Raw genomic sequence first — 23485 nt, forward strand, 5'->3', positions numbered from 1 at the left:
ATACTTCACCCGCGTTCATACCTATACTAGTGTAAAACAGTATTTTATACTTAATAAAGGATCATGAGCGCTCCAACTCTAAAGCAGCAGGTAGCCGGTATTTTAGCCACAGCAGATGTTAAGATAAACGGCCCTGATGCGTGGGATTTGCAGGTACATGACGAGCGGTTTTACAAGCGCATACTTACCGAAGGAACTCTGGGTCTGGGCGAATCTTACATGGATGGCTGGTGGGATTGCGCAAGTATAGACCAGTTTGTTTTTAAAGTTTTGCGGGCTGATCTGTATAAAAAAGCAAAGCTTGGCTGGCGATCGGTGTTACAGGTATTGCTGGCTAAACTGCTGAACATGCAGGCCAAAGGCAAGGCCGCCCGCAACGCCCAACGCCATTACGACATAGGTAATAAACTATACCAACTGATGCTCGACAAGCGCATGACCTATAGTTGCGGCTACTGGAAAAATGCTGATACTCTGGACCAGGCCCAGGAAAACAAACTCGACCTTATCTGCCGGAAACTATACTTGCAACCCGGCCAGCGCGTGTTGGATATTGGCTGTGGCTGGGGCAGTTTTGCCAAATATGCTGCCGAAAAGTACGGCGCAGAAGTAGTAGGCATAACCGTATCGCGAGAGCAGGCAGCGCTGGCCCGCGAAATATGCAAAGGCCTGCCCATAGAAATTCGCCTGCAGGATTACCGCGACGTGAACGAGCCATTTGACCAGGTTGTATCAGTGGGAATGTTTGAACACGTAGGTTACCGCAACCACAGAACCTTTATGCAAACCGCTTCACGCTGTCTGAAAGATGATGGGCTGTTTCTGCTACATACCATTGGCCACAACTTTTCCCAAACATCCGCCGACCCGTTTACCAATACCTACATTTTCCCGAATTGCCTTATACCTTCTATAAAACAACTGGGCGGTGCCATGGAGCACATTTTTATTGTAGAGGACTGGCACAACTTCGGATCTTACTACGACCCAACTTTAATGGCCTGGTTTAATAATTTTAACAGCAACTGGGAGCAGCTACAGGGCGAATATGGCGAGCGATTTTACCGAATGTGGAAATATTACCTGCTTTCCAGCGCTGGTTCGTTCAGGGCGCGCCGCAACCAACTATGGCAACTGGTACTCTCTAAAAAAGGAATCGTGAATGGTTATGAGGCTGTGAGGTAAGTATAAATTATACTTTAAATGGCCTCGTTACTCTAAAATAAAACGAACAGAAGTTACTTCCTCCGCTGTAATCAACCTGCCTATGTAGGCGCCTGCCGGGAATCGTCCTTTCTTAAACAGGAATGCAAATTTTTCATTGGTTTGTCCGGCACCTTCGGCCAGCACAGTAACAAAAGCACCATTCCTATCCAGAATTTCCAGTTTATAGTTCCCGTCGTGGCGCAACGCAAAGCTTAAGTATGTTTTAGAACTAAATGCCTTTGGCAACGCTTTAAGCGTTAATCTTTCAAATTCTGTTTCAGCACCTAAAGTAAAAGACCTGGTCAGGTTATTATCAGATTTAGATTGACTTTTGGCCTTCGTTACGTCACTTGTAGCAGTGCTTTTATTTCCTGTTTTACCTTCTGTTGAAGTATCGCTTTGGGGCAGATTGGCCAAATACTGATTGGAAGCTGCATTATCCGCCAATGCCAGAGTATCATCGTTCCTAAGTACAGCCGCTTTATTGTTTTTTTCTTTCGCTCTATACTTTTCCTGGCCAGAGACAAAATCCACCCTTATCAGGAAACAAAATAACAGCAGAAGCTTTAAGTAAGTGCTAAGGTATGTTTTCATGCCAGGTGCTTTAGAAGTATAACAATAGCTGCCAGAACTTATGCCTAAAGCATAAAGTTCAGCATCCAAATATAATTCTTTCAATAGCTCTTAAAACAGGAATAAAATCGCAGGTTAGTAACTTTCAAACCTCAGCCGATTAAAGCCTGTGGCTAAACGCAGTCGGCTTAAACCCTGTAAATCCAATAATAAGGAGCTACCAAAACGCTTATAAAGTAACGCTACCGGCTTTCAGGCAGCAGCAACTTAAAACGATTGGCTTTTTGCAAATGTTAAGCTATAAACGGAGCACCGGGCGTGGATAACTCTATGGAAAACTACTGTAAAAATACCGCTCCCATCTGAGCTTCAGATTGATTATCTTTGTAGTAATGGAAAATTTTGTAGTATCAGCGCGTAAATACCGTCCGGCCACGTTCGATAGCGTGGTGGGGCAGCACCATATAACCAACACCCTTAAAAACGCCATCAGCAGCCACCATCTGGCGCAGGCATTCCTTTTTTGCGGGCCACGTGGTGTAGGTAAAACCACCTGCGCACGTATCCTGGCAAAAACCATTAACTGCCAGAATATAACCCCGGAAACCGAAGCCTGTAACGAGTGCGAATCCTGCCGAAGCTTTAACAGCAACAGCTCGTTCAACATTCATGAGCTCGATGCGGCATCAAACAACTCTGTGGAGGATATAAGAAACCTGGTAGAGCAGGTACGCTATGCGCCACAAAGCGGGAAGTATAAAATCTACATCATAGATGAGGTGCACATGCTCTCGAACCAGGCTTTCAACGCATTCCTGAAGACCCTGGAAGAGCCGCCTTCCTATGCCATATTTATACTTGCTACCACCGAGCGCCACAAGATCATCCCGACTATACTTTCGCGTTGCCAGATCTTTGATTTTAACCGGATCAGGATTGATGACATGGTACGCCATTTGGGAAGTATAGCTCAGAAGGAAAGCATACAGGCCGAACCGGATGCCCTGCACCTGATCTCGCAGAAAGCAGACGGCGCCCTGCGCGATGCCCTTTCTATTTTCGACCAGATGGTAACTTTCTCGGGCAGCAATGTTACTTACAAAGCTACCGTAGAGAACCTGCACATACTGGACTATGATTATTACTTCCGCTTAACCGACGACCTGCTGAATCAGAACCTGTCGGGCTCATTGCTTTTGTTTGATGAGATCCTGAAGAATGGTTTTGATGCGCATAACTTCTTGGTAGGTATAGGCGAGCACTTCCGCAGCCTTTTGGTTTGCAAAGACCAGGCAACTATACAGTTACTGGAGGTATCAGACAACATCAAAGCAAAGTATGCAGATCAGTCTGTAAGAGCTTCGGTATCTTTTCTGCTATCGGGCCTTAACCTGGTAAGCACCTGCGACATGCACTACAAGAGCAGCAAAAATCAGCGCCTGCATGTAGAGCTTTGCCTCATGAAGATGGCACACCTAAACGCTGCACTTAGTTTTGCACAGGAAGGTTTTGAGCCAAAAAAAGCTAAGGTAGCGGCGCCGGCACCAGCCCCTACCACCCCAACAGGTGCCATACCCGCTGCACAACTACAGCCACTGAGCCCAGGAACAGTGCCATCGGCAAGTATGCAGCAGCAAAGCCAGACCATACCATCGGCAGGTTTACAGCAACCTGTAACTGGTTCTGTGCCATCAGAGAGTTTGCAACAGCCGCCTAAGCCACAGCAGGTAACCCCGGATGCGCATCTGGCTCCTCCGCAGGCCAGCGCACCTGCCCAGCGCCCAAGCACGCCGGTTCCGCCTCAGAAAAAGCTAAGCAAACTGCCTAGCATGAAAGACCTGCAGAACCAGGCACAGGCATCTGCAGCTACTTCACTGGTAGCCGAAGAGGAAGAGGAAGCAAACTATGGCACGCTTGTACCTGTAGACCAGGCAAAGCTGAAAACGGTTTGGTTTGATATTCTGCGCCGCAAGAAAACAGAGAACATGATGGAGTATACTTTGCTCAATCGTGCCTACCACATCAGCGACCAGAACGAACTTTTACTGCACGTAGAAAACCCTGTTCTGATAGATCAGTTTAATAACGTGCGCCCGGCGCTGCTTGCCGAGTTAAAAGAGCGTGTGGGCAACCGAAGTATAAAACTGCGCGCCGAAGTAATGGAATTACAGCAGGATGAGCGCAAACTTTATACTTCGCAGGATAAGTTTAACTATTTGGCAGAGAAATATCCGGTAATCGTCGATATGAAACAGCGTCTTGGCTTAGACACTGATTTCTAATCAAGTATAAATTTTATATTTGTATAGTTCTAGTTCCATCCTAAAACAACTATGCCCGTGAAAAAAGGATTATCGTTGTTTTTGGTTGCGTTTGCTTTCACGTTCACGCAATGCAAAAACGAAGCATATCAGTCGCAGTCTGCAACAGACACCGCGGCCTCCTCTGTTCAGAAACAGAAGGAGTACAAGTATGAAACCGTGGCCGGCGACCCGCTCAATGCCCGCGTTTATACTTTAGACAATGGCCTGAAAGTATACCTGACGGATTACGAAGATGCCCCACGCATTCAGACATACATTGCCGTTCGCGCTGGCAGCAAAAACGACCCGGCCAATGCAACCGGCCTGGCGCATTACCTGGAGCACATGGTGTTTAAAGGCACTTCGGAGCTGGGTACGCAGGACTGGGCGAAAGAAAAAGTAGAGCTGGATAAAATAGAAGCACTTTACGAAAAGTACAGAGCTACGAAAGACGATGCAGCCCGCAAGAAGATTTACCACCAGATTGACTCAGTTTCAGGTGTAGCTGCCAAATTTGCCGTTGCCAATGAGTATGACAAGATTCTGGGAGCCATCGGTGCTAAAGGAACCAACGCCTATACCTGGGTAGACCAGACAGTATATGTAAACGATATCCCTACTAACCAACTGGAACGATGGGTAGCCCTGGAAGCTGACCGTTTCCGTGATATGGTGCCGCGTATTTTCCATACCGAGCTGGAAGCAGTTTACGAAGAGAAGAACCGTACTTTAGACAGCGACGGCCGCAAAGTAGCCGAAGTTATCAATACAGCCCTGTTCCCGACGCACCAGTACGGTACGCAAACCACTATCGGTACAATCGAGCACCTGAAGAACCCGTCTATCACGGAGATAAAAAAGTACTATAGCACCTATTACGTTCCGAACAACATGGCCATTGCCATGAGCGGTGATATCGATTTTGACCAGACCATCCGTTTGATAGACGCTGAGTTTGGCAAGTTAGAGAAGAAGCCATTACCTGAGTTTAAAGTAGCGCAGGAGCAGCCAATTCAGAAGCCAATCGTGAAAGAAGTACTGGGGCCAGATGCTGAGAACGTGTCTGTTTCGTATCGTTTCCCAGGCATCAACACACGCGATGCGCTGGTGCTGCAAATGATCAGCGGTATACTTTACAACGGCCAGGCTGGCTTAATAGACCTTAATCTTAACCAGCAGCAGAAGGTATTGCAGGCCTATGCTTACGATACACAAATGAAGGACTACTCTACGTTCAGGGTAGGTGGAGCGCCACGTCAGGGCCAGACATTAGACCAGGTAAAAGATATGGTGCTGGCACAAATTGAACTGGTAAAGCAGGGCAAGTTTGAAGATTGGGTGATTCCGGCCATCGTAAACAACAACAAGATTGGTTTAATGGAATCTTACGAAGACAACAGCAACCGCGCCGATGCTTTCGTAAGTGCCTTTATCTACGGCATGGACTGGAAAGACTATGTAAACCGCCCGAATGAATTTGCCAAGATAACGAAGCAGGAAGTAGTGGATGTTGCCAATAAGTACCTGAACAACAACTACGTACTGGTATACAAGCGCACCGGCAAAGACCCGAACGCACAAAAAGTGGAGAAACCAGCCATCACGCCAGTTGCTGTTAACCGCGATGTGCAGTCGGCTTACTACAAGGCGTTTATGGCCAAAGAAGCTCCTGCCCTGCAGCCGGTATTCGTAAACTATAAAGAAGACATTAAGGAATCGAAGCTGAAGAATAACATTCCGCTGCTTTATACTAAGAACAGCGAAAATGGCCTTTTCCAGCTATACTACATCCTGGACATGGGCACCAACAACGACCCTAAACTGGGTATGGCTGTTAATTACCTGAAGTACCTGGGCAACGACAAGTATACCGCGGAAGAGCTGAAGAAAGAATTCTACAAGCTGGGCACTTCGTTCAACGTTTTCTCTTCCGGCGATCAGGTGTATGTAAGCCTGACCGGTTTGGATGAGAACTTCGAGAAAGGTCTTGCTCTGTTCGAAAGCCTGTTGCAGAACCCTAAACCTGATCAGGAAGCCCTGAATAACATGGTAGCTGGTACTTTGAAAGCCCGCAGCGACGCCAAGAAAAACAAGAGCGTGATACTGAACCAGGCCATGGTAAACTACGCCAAGTATGGGGCTAAAAATCCGTTCACAACGATACTGTCAGAGAAACAACTGAAGGCAGTGAAGCCGCAGGAATTGGTAAACATTATTAAGAGCATACCAACATACGAACACCGCGTGTTATACTATGGTCCACGTGAAACTGATAAACTGGTAGCTTCCCTGAATGCCGGACACAACGTGCCTGCCAAACTGAAGCCAGTGCCTGCCGAGAAAGTATATGCTGAGCTGGATATTAAAACACCAACTGTATACTGGGCTGATTATGACATGGTACAGGCAGAACTGTTATTCCTGAGCAAGTCTGTGCCTTACAGCGCGGATATTGTACCTGTAGTAAGAATGTACAACGAGTATATGGGCGGCATTGTATTCCAGGAGCTGCGCGAGTCGAAGGCATTGGCTTATTCTACTTACTCGTTCTACAGCCCTGCCAGCAAAAAGAACCGCTCTAACTACCTGCAGTCGTACATTGGGGCGCAGGCTGATAAGCTGCCAGAAGCTATGGTAGGTATGCAGGAATTACTGAACAACATGCCACTGGCCGATGCTAACTTCGAGAACGCGAAAGCTTCCCTGAGAAACAGCATTTCATCAGAGCGTATCACCAAGTCGGCTATCCTGTTCGACTATGAGCGCGCCAAACGCCTGGGCATTGAGCACGACATCCGCGAAGATGTGTACAAAAGCGCCAATAGCATGACTTTCGACCAGATGAAGGAGTTCCAGCAGAAGTATATCAAATCCCAACCACAGGCTATACTTGTGATCGGTTCTAAAGACCGGTTGAATTTCAAGGAACTGGAGAAGTATGGCAAGGTGAAGCAGTTAAAGCTGGAAGAGATTTTTGGGTACTAGTTTAGACTTTAGACTGTAGACAAAAATAAAAGCGGCAGCCAAAGTATGGCTGCCGCTTTTTGTTTTACTACTGCTAGTGCGAGCTTGCAGCTCGTACTTTACTCATTCTAGCTGTATGGCAAGGAAAAGGCACGAGCTGCAAGCTCGCGCCAGCAGGGCAAAAAACTATAGTTGGAAGTATAGATGCTTTTAATTAATTAAAAACAAAAAAGGCTGCCCGATCTCTCGGGCAGCCTTTTTTATACTTTACACTTCTGATTAGAAATTAGCTAAAGCAGCATTCAGCGTTTCGCTTGGGCGCATGGCTTTGCTGGTTTTCTCTTCGTTCGGGTGGTAGTAACCGCCGATGTCAATTGGTTTGCCTTGTGCTGCGATCTGCTCGTCCACGATCTTCTGCTCGTTGTCGGTTAGTGCTTTTGCTAAGCCAGCGAAGCGGTCTTTCAGCTCCTGGTTCTTGGTTTGCTCGGCAAGTGCCTGTGCCCAGTACATAGCCAGGTAGAAGTGGCTGCCACGGTTGTCGATGCCTCCAACTTTACGTGCCGGCGACTTATCTTTCTCCAGGAACTCAGCATTGGCTTTGTTCAGGGCTTCTGCCAGTACTTCAGCCTTTTCGTTCTTGGTTTTGTAAGCCAGATCTTCCAGAGATACAGCTAATGCTAAGAACTCACCAAGCGAATCCCAACGCAGGTAGTTTTCTTCGATAAACTGCTCCACGTGCTTCGGCGCAGATCCACCGGCACCAGTTTCGAACAAGCCACCACCATCCAGCAACGGAACGATAGAAAGCATTTTAGCGCTTGTGCCCAGCTCCAGGATCGGGAACAGGTCAGTCAGGTAATCGCGTAGTACGTTACCGGTTACAGAGATAGTGTCTTTACCAGCTTTGGCACGCTCGCAAGTGTAACGGATAGCCTCCACCGGAGACATGATCTTGATCTCAAGACCGTTGGTGTCGTGGTCTTGCAGGTATTTCTCTACTTTCTTGATCAGGTTCGCATCGTGTGCACGCTGCGGATCAAGCCAGAAAATAGCAGGAGTGTTAGTAATTCTAGCTCTTGTTACCGCCAGTTTCACCCAGTCCTGAATAGGCAGGTCTTTGGTCTGGCAAGCTCTGAAGATATCGCCTTCCTCAACTTTCTGCTCCATCAGCGTGTTACCGTTCGCATCAACTACACGAACAGCACCAGCAGCTTCCATCTGGAAAGTTTTGTCGTGCGAGCCATACTCTTCCGCCTTCTGTGCCATCAAACCAATGTTCGGAACTGTACCCATGGTTGTCGGGTCGAAAGCGCCGTTCTCTTTGTTGAACTGGATCACTTCCTGGTAGATACCCGCATAAGAACGGTCCGGGATGATTGCTTTTGTATCATGCAGTTTGCCATCCGGTCCCCACATCTGGCCAGACGAACGGATAGCCGCCGGCATAGACGCGTCAATGATCACATCGCTTGGCACGTGCAGATTGGTAATGCCTTTATCAGAGTTCACCATCGCCAGTTCTGGGCGCTGCGCCATCTCCGCTTTCAGGTCAGCTTCAATTTCAGCACGCTTCTCAGCTGGCAGGTTCTGTATCTTAGCGTAAACATCGCCTAAACCGTTGTTTGGGTCAACGCCAATTTCTTTGAATGTAGCAGCGTGTTTAGCGAAAGTATCTTTAAAGAAAACGGTTACCGCGTGGCCAAACATAATAGGGTCAGACACCTTCATCATGGTCGCCTTCAGGTGCAGCGATAAAAGTATACCTTGCTCTTTTGCCTCAGCAATTTCCTTTTCCAGGAAAGAACGAAGCGCGTTTTTGCTCATCACAGATGAGTCCATCACTTCGCCGGCCTTCAGGGCAATTTTGTCTTTCAGCACTTTGGTTTCGCCGTTCGCGCCTACAAACTCGATGCGTACTTCGGTTGCGTTATCAACTATAACAGACTGCTCGCTGCCATAAAAGTCGCCGCCGGTCATGTGCGCTACGTGTGTTTTAGAGTCAGCAGACCATTTGCCCATCGAGTGCGGGTGTTTCTTAGCGTACTGCTTCACAGCATCCGCCACACGACGGTCAGAGTTACCTTCACGCAATACAGGGTTTACCGCACTACCTAAAATCTTCGCATAACGTGCCTTTGCATCCTTCTCAGCATCGTTTTTAGGGTCAGATGGGTAATCCGGGATGTTGTAGCCCTGCAACTGAAGCTCTTTAATCGCCTCTGTAAGCTGCGGAATAGAAGCACTGATGTTTGGCAATTTGATGATGTTAGCCTCAGGCGTTTTAGCCAGATCGCCCAGGTAAGCCAGGTCGTCGTTCTGCTTCTGCTCTGCTGTCAGGTTCTCCGGGAAAGCTGCAATGATACGGCCCGCCAGGGAAATATCTCTTGTTTCTACTTCAATATCAGCGGCTTTGGTAAAAGCCTGAACTATAGGCAAGAAAGAACGCGTAGCCAAGGCCGGCGCCTCATCGGTAATGGTATAAATAATTTTCGATGCTTTTGTCGTCATGTTATTTCAAAGTTTAATTTATACTACCAGCAGCTAAGAGGCATTTTCTTCTGAATAGCCAGGCTTCTCCCTTGCAACTAACGGCTGGATCGGGTAGCAAATATAACAGACTTTTTGATAAAGGTCAGCCAATATACCAGCTCAGAATTACTGCAGGTAAAAAGTTAATTAAGCACCTATAATTTACCCTGAAACCATCAAGCTGTGATAGCTGACCTGATGAAGAAAAGTATAAGACTGACAACTGTGCCTGAAACCGGCAAGAAACGGGAAATTTATACTTGCAGGAAGTATAGAGAAATCCTCTGAAATAGCCTAAGCAATTATACTTACCCCGAAATTTATACTTATTCTCGTGCTTTATTGATTTTGCAGCAGGTCAATCACTTCTTCATCACTGACCTGGTAAAATTCCTGGTAAAACTGGCCTACGGCATAAAAATCTGGTGGGGCGAGCAGGCAAATCATATCATCAACCATAGCACCAATATGCTCCACTGCCGATGGCGGGGCAACCGGCACAGCTACTACTATCTTCTTGGGCTGTTGTTTTTTTACAAGATTAATGGTGGCGATCAGCGTATTTCCTGTGGCAATGCCGTCATCCACAAGTATAACTATGCGGTCTTTCAGAGGCTGCGGTGCGCGGTTGCCCATAAAGAGCTTATACTTTTCGCGGAGCAATTTACGGATGCGCTCTGTTTCGGCCTGAATATACGCTTGCGGTACATTTATTTGCTCATTGATCTGCATGCTATCCAGGCTAACCGAACCAATGGCAAACTCGGGATTGGAAGGATGGCCTATCTTTTTTGAAAGTATAACCTCTAAAGGCATTCCCAAACTTTTAGCGATGATTGCACCTATCGGAACTCCGCCACGCGGTATGGCTAACACAACGCCATCCTGACCTTTATACTTTTCCAGCCTGTTGGCCAGCAGCAGGGCGCCTTCCTCGCGGTTACGAATCATGTGCATACACAAGCGTTAAGATTCAGAAGATAAATAAACTGTAGTTACCTTGTAGCAAATCAAACCATAGTTAAAGGTATTTTTTAAACCAATCGGTGGCTAACTCAGCTACTTTTTCCAGGGTGCCGGGCTCTTCGAAGAGGTGGGTTGCACCAGGCACAATTTCCATTTCCTTTTCACATTCCATCCTGTCATAGGCTTGTTGGTTCATCCCGATAACCGGTTCGTCGTTGCCGCCAACTATAAGCAAAGTTGGCGCCTTTACCTGGGGCAGTACTTCATCTGCCAGGTCAGGTCTTCCGCCACGGCTTACTACAGCTTTTATAATATCATCGCCAAGTGCAGCCGCAGCCCCCAATGCAGACGCCGCTCCTGTACTGGCCCCAAAAAAGCCAATGTTCAGCTCATTTATCAGCAGGTTTTCCTGTATCCAGTAAGCGGTATCTACCAGGCGTTGGGTAATCAGCGGTATATCAAAACGTTTTGCCGGGTCCTGGTCTTCTTCAGGCGTAAGCAGGTCGAAAAGCAAGGTGGCAAAACCAGCCTGTTGCAGGTGTTCGGCCACAAACCGGTTGCGTTTACTTAGCCGGCTGCTGCCACTGCCATGCGAGAAAACCACCAACCCTTTCGCACCTTCCGGCACAATCAGATCTCCGGTTAGCGCGACATTATGTATATTAATTTGTACCGTATCGTTAAAAGTATAGTTTGCCATAGTTTTATAGTTTAAGTGTGCAGTCTGGTTACAAAAGGCCTATCTATTTTGTACGCCCCCGCTATGGCAGAGTTAATGCGTTCACGACTCTAATTCAGCGCTTTACGTACTCCTGATAAAGTTTAATAACTATGCAAAAACTTTGGTGGTGCAGTGTGCTCTGGCTAACTATAACAAGCTGTAACACAGACACTAAAATTACAGATAAAACTCAGCCTGATAAAAGTACAGACTCGCTGGAGGCAGTGCAGGAAGAACCCTTGCGCCAGAAATCTGCGACTCCCGATACTCTGGCTTTTGTTATTAGTTTCAAACAGTTCTTTACGGCCTTACAAGCTGCTGATACTGCAACTATAAACCAATTCATTCATCCGAAGTATGGCTTGTGGGTAATTGAACAACCGGGCGCTTTACCAAAGATGACGCACGTTACCAGCATCACTGATTTTAAACGCGAGTACCAGGACCGCTCTTTTTTTACAGTGCGTGAAGAGGTAAAAGCCTGTGATCTGAAGGAGGAAGTATGGCCAACCTTCGACTGCGCTGATATGGATTACGACAAGAAAACGTCGGGCTTTTCGAAAGATGGCTGTTTTGTATCCGGCCCCGGCAAATTCCCAAAAACCGGCTACTGGGATTACGCCAGCCTTTCAGAAGCTGAAATTGAAAGTATAAAATCTACCTTACCACTTGTGCAGAAATCTGTATTGCACACCGCTACTTCATTCGAGTTTCATTTCGGATATATAGATGGCCACTGGCGCCTGCTGTTCACAAAACTCATTTACCCCTGCAGCGCTTAGGTTAATTTTGAATAACTGAATTTCGAATGATTGAATGCAAACTGCGTATGATGTGAAACTGAAGAAAGGTTTATCCAAAATTCAGTTATTCACTCATTCAAAATTATACTATGGCTTACTACCGACGATTTGATTATCCTGCGCCAGACCCGGCTATACTTGCCCGACTTACCGAACAGCAGCGCGAGATGCAGGAACGTATCATCATCCAGAAGCCCGACTTTGACCTGAAACTGATTGCCGGCTGTGATTCCTCTTTTATTGGCGAAGACCAGATACTTTCGGCTTTTATACTTCTCTCCTACCCAAACCTTGAAGTGCTGGAAAAAGTATGGCATGTCGGTTCAGTGGAGTTACCATACATTCCCGGTTTCCTGGCCTTCCGCGAAGCACCCAACCTGCTAAAAGCCTACGAGAAACTGCAACAGAAACCAGACCTGATCATGGTTGATGGCCATGGCATTTCGCACCCGCGCCGGTTAGGCATAGCCACACATTTGGGTCTTCACCTGAACAAACCCACCATGGGCGTAGCTAAAAAAGTGCTGGTAGGTAAGTATAAAGAACCTGCTGTTACCAAAGGCTCTGTTTCCCCATTAATTTATAAAGACGAAATCATCGCCAACGTGCTCCGAACCAAAGATAATGTAAAGCCCGTGTTCGTTTCCCCCGGCCACCTCATGGACCTGGAATCTGCCACAAGTATAGCCATGGCCTGCACCACCAAGTATAAACTTCCCGAACCCACAAGATTAGCAGACCATTATGCAGCGGTGTTTAAGAGTGAGGTGAAGTAGCGATGACCTCACAGCGTCTTGCAGACCTGTGAGTGTCTTGTCCGTTACGAAACAGGCTACTTGCTCAGACACTCACAGGTTTGTAAACACTGTGAGGTCGTTTGAGCAACTGTTTCCGTATAGGCAAACATGCAGCAAACAGTATTTTTAGAGCCGGATAAATTTTACCACGTTTACACACGGGGCAATAACAAAGAGAGTATATTTAAAGACGAGGCAAATTATTTCCATTTTCTACAGCTTTTCCGAAAGTACATTTCTCCTTATGCCAACACTTATGCTTACTGCTTACTCCCAAATCATATTCATTTTCTAATTCAGGTTAAGCCTGAGGCACAAATAGATTTGCAGAAAGAAGACACAACTCAAATTATAAGGAATAAGCTACAACGCCAATTCTCACATTTATTTAATGCTTACACCAAAGCAATCAATAAAAGGTATAACCGAACAGGTAGCTTGTTTCAGGAACGTTTTAGACGTAAAGAAATAACTTCAGAACTATACTTTACAAGGTTGATCTATTATATCCACTTTAATCCCCAGCACCACGGTTTGATTGATAACTTTAGCGACTGGCCATATTCATCTTATCACAGTATTTTATCAAAAAGCAAAACATTGCTACACCGCGATGATGTGCTAAAATGGTTCAGCAGTAGAGACTGGTATAGAAAGTTTCACGAAGAAAATGCAGCAGATTTCAGTAGTATAGCTCCACTAATAGAAGAAGATGATTTATAGTACTAGCTCCCAAGACCTCACAGTATTTAACAAACCTGTGAGTGTCTGAGCAAGTAGCCTGTTTCGTAACGGACAAGACACTCACAGGTCTGCAAGACGCTGTGAGGTCATCGCAAACTTTCAGACAATTTGGCCGATTATCTATAAAAATCCTAATTAAAGCCTGCCATAATTACATAAAAATCACCATAAAACACCAATGGTTTACCCTTTGCTGTAGGTCTCGTAGAATTTAAAACTATAGGAAAACAGGCGAAGCGATATGAACTTTAATAACTATACCATCAAAGCCCAGGAAGCCATACAAAAGGCGACCGAGATAGCAGGCGGCTTTCAACAACAGGCTATCGAAACCGGGCACATTTTGAAAGCAATACTGGAGACAGACGAGAACGTAACCAACTTCCTGCTCCAGAAACTGAATATCAACGGAAATATCCTGCATACCAAACTCGATGAGATTGTAGCAGGTTACCCGAAAGTTAGTGGCGGCAGTCCGTACCTGGCAAACGATGCAAATGCAGCCCTACAAAAAGCTACTTCTTACCTGAAAGAATTTGGCGATGAATATGTGGCCATCGAGCATATGCTGCTGGGTATTCTAGCTGGCCGTGATCGTGTGGCGGGTCTGATGAAGGATGTTGGCTTTAATGAGAAAGACCTTAAGAAAGCGATAAAAGAACTTCGTGGTGGTGCCAAGGTAACTGACCAGAATGCCGAAGCCAAGTATAACTCACTAAAGCGTTATGCCCGCGACCTGAATGAAATGGCTCGCAGCGGTAAGATTGACCCAGTTATTGGTCGCGATGAAGAGATCCGCAGAGTACTGCAGATCCTGAGCCGCCGCACCAAGAACAACCCGGTGCTGCTGGGTGAACCTGGTGTTGGTAAAACCGCGATTGTAGAAGGTCTGGCGCAGCGAATAGTATCTGGCGACGTGCCGGAGAACCTGAAAAATAAAACCCTGATGAGCCTGGACATGGGCTTACTGGTGGCAGGTGCCAAGTATAAAGGCGAGTTCGAAGAGCGTCTGAAAGCGGTGATTAAAGAAGTGGTGGATGCTGAAGGCGATATCGTACTTTTCATCGATGAGATCCATACTTTGATTGGTGCGGGTGCGGGTGGCGAGAGTGCCATGGATGCTGCCAACCTGTTAAAACCAGCTTTGGCCCGTGGCGAACTTCATGCCATCGGTGCCACTACCCTCAAAGAATATCAAAAGTATATCGAGAAAGACAAGGCTTTAGAGCGACGTTTCCAGGCGGTGATGGTGGATGAGCCAAGTGTGCAGGATGCCATTTCCATACTTCGTGGTATTAAGGATAAGTATGAAGTGCACCACGGAGTACGCATTAAAGACGATGCCATTATAGCTGCAGTAGAGTTATCGAGCCGTTACATTACAGACCGCTTCCTGCCAGACAAAGCCATTGACCTGATGGACGAAGCGGCTGCAAAACTGCGTATTGAGATCGACTCGTTGCCGGTGGAGCTGGATGAAATTCAGCGCCGCATTATGCAGCTGGAGATCGAGCGCGAAGCCATCCGTCGTGAAAATGATAAGGATAAGGAAACTATACTTTCGAAAGAGATTGCCGAACTATCTACGAAGCGCGACGACCTGAAAGCCAAGTGGCAGAATGAAAAGCAGATCATCGAGGGCATTCAGAAAGAGAAAGAAAATATAGAGAACTATAAACTGGAAGCTGAACAGGCTGAGCGTAGCGGCGACTATGGCCGTGTAGCTGAACTGCGTTATGGTAAGATCCAGGAAGCGGAGGAGCAGTTAAAGAAACTACAAGAGCAGGTACACCAGATGCAGGGCGAAAACCCGATGCTGAAAGAGGAAGTTACTTCTGAAGACATAGCCGAAGTAGTTGCTAAATGGACAGGTGTTCCAGTAAGTAAAATGCTGCAATCTGACCGCGAGAAGTTACTGCACCTGGAAGAAGAACTGGGCAAACGCGTAGCTGGTCAGGAAGAAGCTATTGAAGCTATTTCGGATGCGGTGCGCAGAAGCCGTGCCGGTATGCAAGACCCGAAACGCCCGATTGGTTCATTTATCTTTTTAGGTACAACTGGTGTGGGTAAAACCGAACTTGCCAAAGCGCTCGCCGATTACCTGTTCAACGACGAAAACGCGATGGTGCGAATAGATATGAGTGAGTACCAGGAACGCCATGCGGTAAGCCGTATGATCGGAGCGCCTCCGGGCTACGTGGGTTACGATGAAGGTGGCCAGTTAACCGAAGCTGTTCGCCGTAAGCCATACTCTGTGGTGTTACTGGATGAGATAGAAAAAGCGCACCCGGATGTGTTTAACATTTTGTTGCAAGTGCTCGACGATGGACGCCTGACTGATAGCAAAGGCCGTGTGGTGAACTTTAAGAACACCATCATCATCATGACTTCGAACATCGGTTCACACATTATCCAGAGTAATTTTGAGACGATGGATGAGTATAACCACGACGAGGTGATTGAGCGCACCAAAGAAGAAGTATTCGAGTTGCTGAAGAAATCGGTAAGGCCAGAATTCCTGAACCGTATTGATGAGCTGGTAATGTTCCGTCCGCTAAGCCGTGGCGATATCCGCAAGATTGTTACCATCCAGTTCCGCCACATCCAGGACCGCCTGGACGAAGCCGGAATAAGGCTTATTGCTACGGACGAAGTGCTGGATTACCTGGGTGAGCAGGGTTACGATCCGCAGTTCGGCGCCCGACCACTGAAGCGTGTGCTGCAGCGCCAGGTACTGAATGAGTTATCGAAAGAGATTCTGGCTGGCACTATCAGCAAAGATTCTGTAGTGGAAGCTGTGCTGGAAAATGGCAAGATCAGGTTCAATAACATTGATGTGGAGATTCCGACAGAGCGGTAAGTATAAATTAGATTAGTTTAAAGTATAGCTGAAACGAGAGCGTCAGTCCAATTGGACTGGCGCTTTTTTGTTTTAATAAGCATCAATCATATAATTTAATATTTTATATAATTAATTAAACTATACCAATAATAAATTCGTATTTTCCAATTCAATCAACAGTCTGCTATTATCAAACTAACTTCTTTGCTATGCTTCAGCAGTTTAAAAAATATTATCCGGACAACGCGCAAATCAATCACAGGCCTTGATGTAAAAGGAACCGGAGAATTTTCGAGGCGGCTTTACAAGCGGCATAATATCTTTTGGAACTCACCTGACGCAGAACTGATCAGGAATAAAGCCATGCAACCGGAATCGCCGCTAGTGGCATGGAAAACTGGAGTGAACTGGCAGCGCAAACTCAGCAACAAGTATAATGCGCGCCTTTTTGCACAAATGCATGGCTGTAAAGTCGCGAAATTATATTGGAAAGGCAGAAACCTGCACGAACTGGATTTTGAAAAGCTCCCTGAGCAATTTGTGATCAGGCCAACTATCGGTTTTTCCTGTAGCCTTGTATTCCTGATGGATAAGAACTTCAACCACATGGATCAGCAGACCTATACTTACCGGCAGCTTAAGGAAATTATGGCCGAAGCACTGGATCAGAACCCGTACCAGGAATTCCTGGTTGAAGAGTTTTTAAGGTCCGAGCAGGGAGAGTATAAAATTCCTAAAGATTATAAAATATGGGCCTTTAACGGTAACATAGCTGCCATAACAGTTATAAACAGAACAAGTGCAAAAGGCGGTTTATCTAACAGCTATGATGAGCATTGGAACGTGGTAGATGACATTGGAAGAGTATACGAGTTAGCCCCTTACCAGGAGCCGCCCGCTTGCCTGCAGGAAATGGTAAGTGCCGCAAAGAAACTCAGCAAGGCTTATGAAATATTTGTGAGGGTAGACTTTTATGCCACAGACAAAGGGGCAGTATTCGGAGAGTTTACACCAACCCCGGGGAGAGGAAATGGCTTTACACCCAACTCAGATAAGATGCTCTTAAGTTTTTGGGATAAGTATTGCAAAGATATGGTTTAACCTGATTTATACTTCTTAACCAATAAGCTGAGAACTGCTATCTCATGAAAACCTGGCTGGTACTGCTTTTGCTGCTAAGTATAACTTTTGGCACAAATGCGCAGGCTTTACCTTCTTCTAAAGCAACATACTATAACTGGGTATACTTAAACAACAGCAGCCGGGTACTAAAAGGTATGATTCTGGCAACCAATGATTCTTCTGTTCAGTTTGTAAACAAATCTTTCCTGGTTAGAGGCAGGGTAGCCGCGCAGTACTCGCCTATACTTATTCCAATTTCTGTTATAGAAAAAATAAAATCCAGAAAACGGAACAGCCTGACATATGCCACATTACTAGGTGCAGCAGGCGGAGTAGCAGCAGGTGCTTTAATCGGCTATGCCCAAGGCGATGATGTTTGTGGTAGTGGAACATGGTGCATTTTTCAATTTTCTGCTGAAGAGAAAGCCAGGCTGGGCGCTGTACTTGGCGTAATTCCGGGACTAAGCATTGGTTTACTGCTAGGCAGCAGCAGACAAACCATTCATATAAATGGTAACCTAAACGTGTATAGTTTAGCCCGGGATGAACTAAAGAAATATACTTTAACAGAGCAGTAAATATCTACCAGCTCGCACGGTTTATCAGCATTACAACACAAAAACCTTTTTTCTTATCTGTTTCCCCAGTTTGTACTTCAACAACTCCCGCAAAATCCATACTTTGCAGCAGCTATATTTTTAACCTGCACCATGCAAAAGAAACTTTATACTTTACTTCTGCTCTTCAGCTTAACCATACTTACAACACAGGCTGCCAAAGTAGATACCCTTGTCATTAACAGCCCTGCCATGCAGAAAACCTTAAAGGCAGGCATTGTTACACCAGATGGTTATAAAAAGAGAAAGAACGGCCCTTACCCGGTTTTATACTTGCTGCATGGCTACAGCGGCAATTTCAGTAACTGGCTAAAGGTACCGCCGCAAAAAGACCTGCTTAAAACTATGGCTGATAAATACCAGGTTATTATTGTAACGCCCGATGGTGGCTACAGCAGCTGGTACTTTAACAGCCCCACAGACAGAGCCAGCCAGTACGAAACATTTATCACACAGGAGCTTGTAACTGATATTGACAAGAAGTATAAAACCATCAAAGAAAAAAACGGCCGTTTTATTTCGGGCTTAAGTATGGGCGGGCATGGCGCCTTATACTTAGCTGCGCGGCACCCGGAACTATACTTGGCAGCCGGAAGCATGAGTGGCTCGGTAAACATTGCCGCCATCGATAGGGCTAAACTCCTGAAAAGTATAGAAGCCGTACTTGGCCCGAAACAGGAAAATCAGGAACGCTTTCAGGAAAACTCTATCGTGCACATGGTGCCGCAGCTAAAGCAAAGTGGTGTAAGTTTTATGATTGATTGCGGCGTAGACGATTTTTTAATTGAAGACAACCGCGAACTGCACCGCCGTTTGGTAGCCGAAAAAGTACCACACGATTACACAGAGCGCCCGGGAGCACACTCCTGGGGGTATTGGGGAAATGCGCTGGAGTATCACCTTTTATTCTTCCGTAAAGTAAGAGCATCCGCAGAAAAACCTACTGCATTAAATTAAGCCTAACTTAAGCAGCTATCCGGTGCCGGAACTGCCGGAGGGCTTTCAGAATATGCACCCGGGAGATGTCGTAGAACATGGCAACAACCAGGATGCCGGCCGGGATAAAGAATATGTGGTACGAAAGCAGCGGGTACAAATAACCACCAGCTACAGCACCCGCCAGGAACATGAAAATAATAACCAGGCGGAGCGTAATTCTTTGCTGAAGCCCGGGCTTGTGCACGGAAGCCGGCAAAGTGGCAGCTGCCAGGTCTATTCCCAGGTCTGTAAAAATACCAGTTAAGTGAGTAGTACGTACCACCGAGCCTGAGATCATCGATACCATGGCATTTTGAAGGCCCATCGCGAAAAGCAGGCTACCAGCATAAATTTCCTGCTCCGGCACACTCCCACTATATCGTTTGCCATAAATGGCATTCAAACTCAGCACACCAATCTCTATCAGAATAGGCAAAGTATAAGCAAATGTCTGGTTGCGCCCTACCCTGTTTATGATAAAGCTCGATGCAAAAGCTCCTAACAGAAACAAAAACATCCAGAGGCCAATAATGCGAGCCAGCCGGAAATCGGCCTGCGAGAGGCTATCGGCAAAATAAGCAATATGGCCTGTAACATTAGTTGTAAGTACAGCAAAGGCAAGCAGGCCGGCAATATTCACAAAGCCTGCCGTCAGGCAAAGCAGTGCCGCCAACCTGATATTGTGCTTAAAATTTCTGCGATGGCCCGTGTGTCGTAACATTAACAAAAGTTACGAATTTCTATACTTGAGTATAATAATCAGATGTAAAAATTCTGCTGTTATACTTGCCTGGGTTTATTGAAGGCTCCGGTTTAATATTTCATACTTAACCGGCATTAAAACAAAAGAACCGGCCCATTTCAGGCCGGTTCTTTTATATAACCTACAATTTCTATTTACTTCGTAACCATCAGAGAGCCTGACTGAACAGATTTCCCGTTTACGAGCCTGTAAATGTAAATGCCGCCGCTTAATTTATTTGTCTTAAACACCTTGGTATAGGTAACTCCAGGGGTAGCATCGCCATCAAACAGAGTAGCTACAACACGGCCCGTAATGTCATAAACATTTAAGGAAGTATAACCACTTTCTTTTACAGTAAAGCTCAGGTTAGTACTCTCGCTGAATGGGTTAGGATAACTGGTGATAGAAGTAGATGGCAATTTTTCAGCTGCTACCTCAGAAGCAAGAGCAGTTGCGCTTACTGTATTGCAATCTCCAAGCTTATCACCATGGCTCAGGTGCGATTGTACGTCTTTTGTATCGATACACTGTACTTTTCCTCTGTGGCAAACCAGCACTTTATTGTTTTTAGGCCCGCAACGCACATCTACCACATTTATAGTAATGGTTTTAGTCTTGATACAATTATCGGCATTCTCGGCTGTAACCGTGAAAGTATAAGTGCCGGCAGCAGTTGGTGTAAATACCGGGTTAGCAATGGCTGCATCGCTTAAACCTGTTGCAGGGCTCCAGCTATATGCGTTGGTTGCATCGCCGCCTGCTTGCAGCATCACACTCTGAGGGCCATACCCTAAGTATAGATTTGTAGCAATGCCACCTGTATAAACTGAAGAAGACTGCACCGCAGTAACTGTAAGCGGGGTTGTACAGGCATAAGCAGAAGGTAAATCAAAGGCCTCTACCTGGTCGGTTCTGCTGGTATTTGCCCCCTGCGATGCACTAAAACCTAAGCCTCTTCTGGCAAACGCTTTCCAGATAAGTTCCTGATTAGCACCCTCGTTATTCTGGCGGTCAGCTAACAATATGGCATTACGGGCGTCTACAAAGCCGGGTCTGCATGGTTGCATTTTAAGGCCATCTATAACCAGTTGCATAGCCATGTTGTTACCACCTTTGCCATTGTACAGGTCTGCGTCAAAGCCATACTTATCAATCAGGTCCCAGGTTACTTCCCAAAGAGCTGTGGCCCATACAAAGCCAACACCATGTGGTGCAGCAAGCGCTGTGTTGTTAGTGGCGCCGTAAGTATAATTGTTTACTGCAAAATCTGTGCTGTACGGAGCCGGGCGAATACCTCTGCCTGTAGTTGGCTGTGCCGATGCGTATGTACCGATACCTCTGATTTTATCGCGGGTATCTCCTGGTCTCATGGTCATCATCAGGCCAAACCAATCGCTCCAGCCTTCGCCACCTTGTTCAGCATTGCCCAGGCAGCTGGTAGTTGCGGGGCCACCCGTTAACCTGTTAGAGATACCATGGCCATATTCGTGCACGATAATACCGCTATCGAAATCACCATCAAATTCCGGCCCTGATCCATCGTCTTTTAAGCTGACCATTACTTCTTCGCCGTTATTCAGCAGTGTTCTGATACTTGCGCCTGTAACATCGCTAACCATAACAGAAGAAATCAGAATCAGGTTTGCAGGTACGGCACCGGCACCCATTGCAATAGGAGCTCCGGGCTGGTTATTGATCACGACCACAGCAATAGCACCTGCCAGCTGGGCATTGTATACTTTTGTGCTAAAGTCGCAGGCACCTCTGTATACTACCGCTATGTTTCCGGCCACAGCTGCTGCATTTGTTAACGTACCGCAACCTTCGGCAGGGTTAGTAGATGCACCCCCGATACCCTCCACCAAAACAAGCTTTCCGGAAACAGGGACAGGAGTAAGCCTTGGACCAAACGCTGCCTGAACTGCAGGATAGCTTCCTGCAATAGAACCTGGTGATGTAACCCTGAACATATCCGGATCTGGTATACCACTCCATAGGTACATCTGCATGCGGGGCCTGAAGCCATCTACAGGAGTTGCAAAATTGGCATTATTACGTGTGGTCAGAATATTACGGCTGTCCTGCGCTTCTGCCATTACGTGGTCTGCGCCCAGGCCACCATTATCATAGTTGCTTGTCTGGAAATTACCACTCATTTCATCAAAGCCATACTGGTACCATACATCATGTATAATATTATTCCAGTAAAACAGGTTTGTGATAGCTGCATCTCTATAGGCAACCGGCTGCTGGGTAAAATCAACAGGGTAATCAAAGCTGAGAGAGCTTCCGCCATCCGGGCTATAACCATACATGTCCTGTTCTAAGCCGATATAACCTGTATTATCAGGGTCTTCGTAGGCATACACATTATTGCCTCTGGTTATAGTATAATTGGTAACACCGGTTGAGTGCCACCCATTTGGCGAGGCTGTGGCATTGGCTACCGAATTGCTTACAATAGAACGCGGGCCGTGGTTCGGGCTCTCAAGCGGCATCGCAAACACATTGTAGCCATTGCTTACCTCAACTGCTGCAGCCTCAGCTTTCGGGCTGGCCACATAAGGCGACAGCAGCGAATGACTATGGTCGTTATGCAGGAATTTACCGCCGGGGCCATCGTTATCGAACTGGCATTGTACCACCATATTGTCTTTATCCAACACTGCACCTGTATTAGCATCCAGCCTGATGTTCCACCAGTTCTGGGCATCTAATTCGTAAATAGATACTTCCCAGGCCAGTCTTAAACTGCCATCTTCCATGGGCTGATAAACAAGTTTGGCAGGTATAGGCTCAAGCGAGATACCACCGTTAGAAAACAACACTTCTTTGTTTCTGCCTGCAGTTTTTTCTTTTACTACAAGTGGTTGCCTGATAGAAGTATTCAGATGTTTTGCAGCAGCAGCTACAGCGGCTTCGGCATTAAGGCCTGCCTGGTTGGTATTAACTTTTTTCCCGATCTCTTTATGAAAGCGGTTACCCATGTTAATTACCTTGCCCTCCCTGTTTATACTCATATTGGTGATGGCACCGAAAATCTCGATACCCTGGTAGGTTTGCTTCAGGTATACATGTTTTACACCTGACTTTTTGCTCTCGGTCTCGCTGCTAAGCTCCAGCTCGGCAATGTCTTCATCCTTCAGCTCCAGCTTCTGCTTATTCTTTTTAATATACTCAAGCGCCGCTGCCGGTACAGGCTTTTTCTCTTGCCTAGCCTTTCCCTGGCTAAGTGCAGCATTGCTGCTGAGCAGAAATACAGTTATTAATAACAACTGCAGTAAGTGCGATAAATGTTTTTTCATAATTTGTTCCTTTTGTTTAGTGAGTAGTTTAATACAGTGCAATTGAAAATTTCCGGCAAAGAGTTTAACAACCAGATATTTACATATGAATATTATAAACTTCTCCGGCACATCCAGCACTTGCACACCTGAGCCGAGTAGCAAACAAGGGAACGCTATTAATGAGAGGGTAAATGGCTTTAATTCAATGGTTAAATCCGAAAAAAATTTTACCCGAAAAGTCTTTATAAACCTTTAAAGTACTGTTTCTTCCGGAAAGCCCAAATCAAT

The 23485-nt window shown here is 46.3% G+C and carries 16 protein-coding genes; 10 read left to right on the forward strand and 6 right to left on the reverse strand.

Going from position 1 to position 23485, the window contains the following annotated elements; all coding sequences use genetic code 11:
- The first annotated feature begins 63 nt into the window (after positions 1-63).
- On the forward strand, positions 64-1185 hold the full coding sequence (gene cfa, locus LWP20_RS09585) for a cyclopropane fatty acyl phospholipid synthase (RefSeq protein WP_242927902.1): 1122 nt from the start codon (positions 64-66) through the stop codon (positions 1183-1185).
- 27 nt (positions 1186-1212) lie between these two features.
- On the opposite strand, the gene LWP20_RS09590 is transcribed toward cfa, so the two are convergent.
- On the reverse strand, positions 1213-1800 hold the full coding sequence (locus LWP20_RS09590) for a hypothetical protein (protein WP_242927903.1): 588 nt from the start codon (positions 1798-1800) through the stop codon (positions 1213-1215).
- A gap of 371 nt (positions 1801-2171) precedes the next feature.
- On the opposite strand from LWP20_RS09590, the gene LWP20_RS09595 reads away from it, so the two are divergent.
- Both LWP20_RS09595 and LWP20_RS09600 read left to right on the forward strand, forming a co-directional pair.
- On the forward strand, positions 2172-4061 hold the full coding sequence (locus LWP20_RS09595; protein ID WP_242927904.1) for a DNA polymerase III subunit gamma/tau: 1890 nt from the start codon (positions 2172-2174) through the stop codon (positions 4059-4061).
- A 51-nt stretch (positions 4062-4112) separates the two neighbouring features.
- Positions 4113-7067, forward strand: a complete 2955-nt coding sequence (locus LWP20_RS09600) for a M16 family metallopeptidase (protein WP_242927905.1) — start codon at positions 4113-4115, stop codon at positions 7065-7067.
- Positions 7068-7325: 258 nt separating this feature from the next.
- Here LWP20_RS09600 and LWP20_RS09605 read toward each other — a convergent pair whose 3' ends face one another.
- The 3 genes from LWP20_RS09605 to LWP20_RS09615 form a co-directional block, all read right to left on the reverse strand.
- Positions 7326-9554 (reverse strand): NADP-dependent isocitrate dehydrogenase, encoded by a 2229-nt coding sequence (locus LWP20_RS09605; RefSeq protein ID WP_242927906.1) that lies wholly within the window; start codon positions 9552-9554, stop codon positions 7326-7328.
- 360 nt (positions 9555-9914) lie between these two features.
- Positions 9915-10532, reverse strand: a complete 618-nt coding sequence (locus LWP20_RS09610) for a phosphoribosyltransferase (protein ID WP_242927907.1) — start codon at positions 10530-10532, stop codon at positions 9915-9917.
- A gap of 64 nt (positions 10533-10596) precedes the next feature.
- Positions 10597-11241: a dienelactone hydrolase family protein gene (locus tag LWP20_RS09615; protein ID WP_242927908.1), complete on the reverse strand. Its 645-nt coding sequence runs from the start codon at positions 11239-11241 to the stop codon at positions 10597-10599.
- A 131-nt stretch (positions 11242-11372) separates the two neighbouring features.
- Between LWP20_RS09615 and LWP20_RS09620 the strand changes: the two genes are divergently transcribed.
- The 7 genes from LWP20_RS09620 to LWP20_RS09650 all read left to right on the forward strand — a co-directional run bounded on the left by LWP20_RS09620 (position 11373) and on the right by LWP20_RS09650 (position 19144).
- Positions 11373-12044, forward strand: a complete 672-nt coding sequence (locus tag LWP20_RS09620; RefSeq protein WP_242927909.1) for a hypothetical protein — start codon at positions 11373-11375, stop codon at positions 12042-12044.
- Between the two features lie 110 nt (positions 12045-12154).
- The gene (gene nfi / locus LWP20_RS09625) at positions 12155-12841 is read left to right on the forward strand and encodes a deoxyribonuclease V (protein ID WP_242927910.1); all 687 of its coding nucleotides are present in this window, start codon (positions 12155-12157) and stop codon (positions 12839-12841) included.
- Positions 12842-12970: 129 nt separating this feature from the next.
- Entirely contained in the window at positions 12971-13585 is a 615-nt protein-coding gene (locus LWP20_RS09630) for a transposase (RefSeq protein WP_242927911.1), read from the forward strand.
- A gap of 262 nt (positions 13586-13847) precedes the next feature.
- Positions 13848-16466 (forward strand): ATP-dependent chaperone ClpB, encoded by a 2619-nt coding sequence (gene clpB, locus LWP20_RS09635; protein ID WP_242927912.1) that lies wholly within the window; start codon positions 13848-13850, stop codon positions 16464-16466.
- A 186-nt stretch (positions 16467-16652) separates the two neighbouring features.
- Entirely contained in the window at positions 16653-17549 is an 897-nt protein-coding gene (locus LWP20_RS09640) for an ATP-grasp fold amidoligase family protein (RefSeq protein ID WP_242927913.1), read from the forward strand.
- A gap of 44 nt (positions 17550-17593) precedes the next feature.
- On the forward strand, positions 17594-18148 hold the full coding sequence (locus LWP20_RS09645; protein ID WP_242927914.1) for a hypothetical protein: 555 nt from the start codon (positions 17594-17596) through the stop codon (positions 18146-18148).
- Positions 18149-18280: 132 nt separating this feature from the next.
- Positions 18281-19144 (forward strand): alpha/beta hydrolase, encoded by an 864-nt coding sequence (locus tag LWP20_RS09650; protein WP_242927915.1) that lies wholly within the window; start codon positions 18281-18283, stop codon positions 19142-19144.
- A 7-nt stretch (positions 19145-19151) separates the two neighbouring features.
- Here LWP20_RS09650 and LWP20_RS09655 read toward each other — a convergent pair whose 3' ends face one another.
- Together LWP20_RS09655 and LWP20_RS09660 are read right to left on the reverse strand one after the other, a co-directional pair.
- Positions 19152-19886: a YoaK family protein gene (locus LWP20_RS09655; protein ID WP_242927916.1), complete on the reverse strand. Its 735-nt coding sequence runs from the start codon at positions 19884-19886 to the stop codon at positions 19152-19154.
- 176 nt (positions 19887-20062) lie between these two features.
- A complete protein-coding gene (locus LWP20_RS09660) occupies positions 20063-23215 on the reverse strand; it encodes a T9SS-dependent M36 family metallopeptidase (protein WP_242927917.1) in 3153 nt (1050 codons plus the stop codon).
- Between the last annotated feature and the right edge of the window lie 270 nt (positions 23216-23485).

This window comes from Pontibacter vulgaris, from assembly GCF_022758145.1.
In the GTDB taxonomy this organism is placed as follows: Bacteria; Bacteroidota; Bacteroidia; order Cytophagales; family Hymenobacteraceae; genus Pontibacter; species Pontibacter vulgaris.

Excerpts from the sequence above, each read along its gene's own strand:
- cfa (WP_242927902.1), top strand. The coding sequence starts at position 64 with ATGAGCGCTCCAACTCTAAAGCAGCAGGTAGCCGGTATTTTAGCCACA.
- LWP20_RS09590 (WP_242927903.1), bottom strand. The coding sequence starts at position 1,800 with ATGAAAACATACCTTAGCACTTACTTAAAGCTTCTGCTGTTATTTTGT.
- LWP20_RS09595 (WP_242927904.1), top strand. The coding sequence starts at position 2,172 with ATGGAAAATTTTGTAGTATCAGCGCGTAAATACCGTCCGGCCACGTTC.
- LWP20_RS09600 (WP_242927905.1), top strand. The coding sequence starts at position 4,113 with ATGCCCGTGAAAAAAGGATTATCGTTGTTTTTGGTTGCGTTTGCTTTC.
- LWP20_RS09605 (WP_242927906.1), bottom strand. The coding sequence starts at position 9,554 with ATGACGACAAAAGCATCGAAAATTATTTATACCATTACCGATGAGGCG.
- LWP20_RS09610 (WP_242927907.1), bottom strand. The coding sequence starts at position 10,532 with ATGCACATGATTCGTAACCGCGAGGAAGGCGCCCTGCTGCTGGCCAAC.
- LWP20_RS09615 (WP_242927908.1), bottom strand. The coding sequence starts at position 11,241 with ATGGCAAACTATACTTTTAACGATACGGTACAAATTAATATACATAAT.
- LWP20_RS09620 (WP_242927909.1), top strand. The coding sequence starts at position 11,373 with ATGCAAAAACTTTGGTGGTGCAGTGTGCTCTGGCTAACTATAACAAGC.
- nfi (WP_242927910.1), top strand. The coding sequence starts at position 12,155 with ATGGCTTACTACCGACGATTTGATTATCCTGCGCCAGACCCGGCTATA.
- LWP20_RS09630 (WP_242927911.1), top strand. The coding sequence starts at position 12,971 with ATGCAGCAAACAGTATTTTTAGAGCCGGATAAATTTTACCACGTTTAC.
- clpB (WP_242927912.1), top strand. The coding sequence starts at position 13,848 with ATGAACTTTAATAACTATACCATCAAAGCCCAGGAAGCCATACAAAAG.
- LWP20_RS09645 (WP_242927914.1), top strand. The coding sequence starts at position 17,594 with ATGAAAACCTGGCTGGTACTGCTTTTGCTGCTAAGTATAACTTTTGGC.
- LWP20_RS09650 (WP_242927915.1), top strand. The coding sequence starts at position 18,281 with ATGCAAAAGAAACTTTATACTTTACTTCTGCTCTTCAGCTTAACCATA.
- LWP20_RS09655 (WP_242927916.1), bottom strand. The coding sequence starts at position 19,886 with ATGTTACGACACACGGGCCATCGCAGAAATTTTAAGCACAATATCAGG.
- LWP20_RS09660 (WP_242927917.1), bottom strand. The coding sequence starts at position 23,215 with ATGAAAAAACATTTATCGCACTTACTGCAGTTGTTATTAATAACTGTA.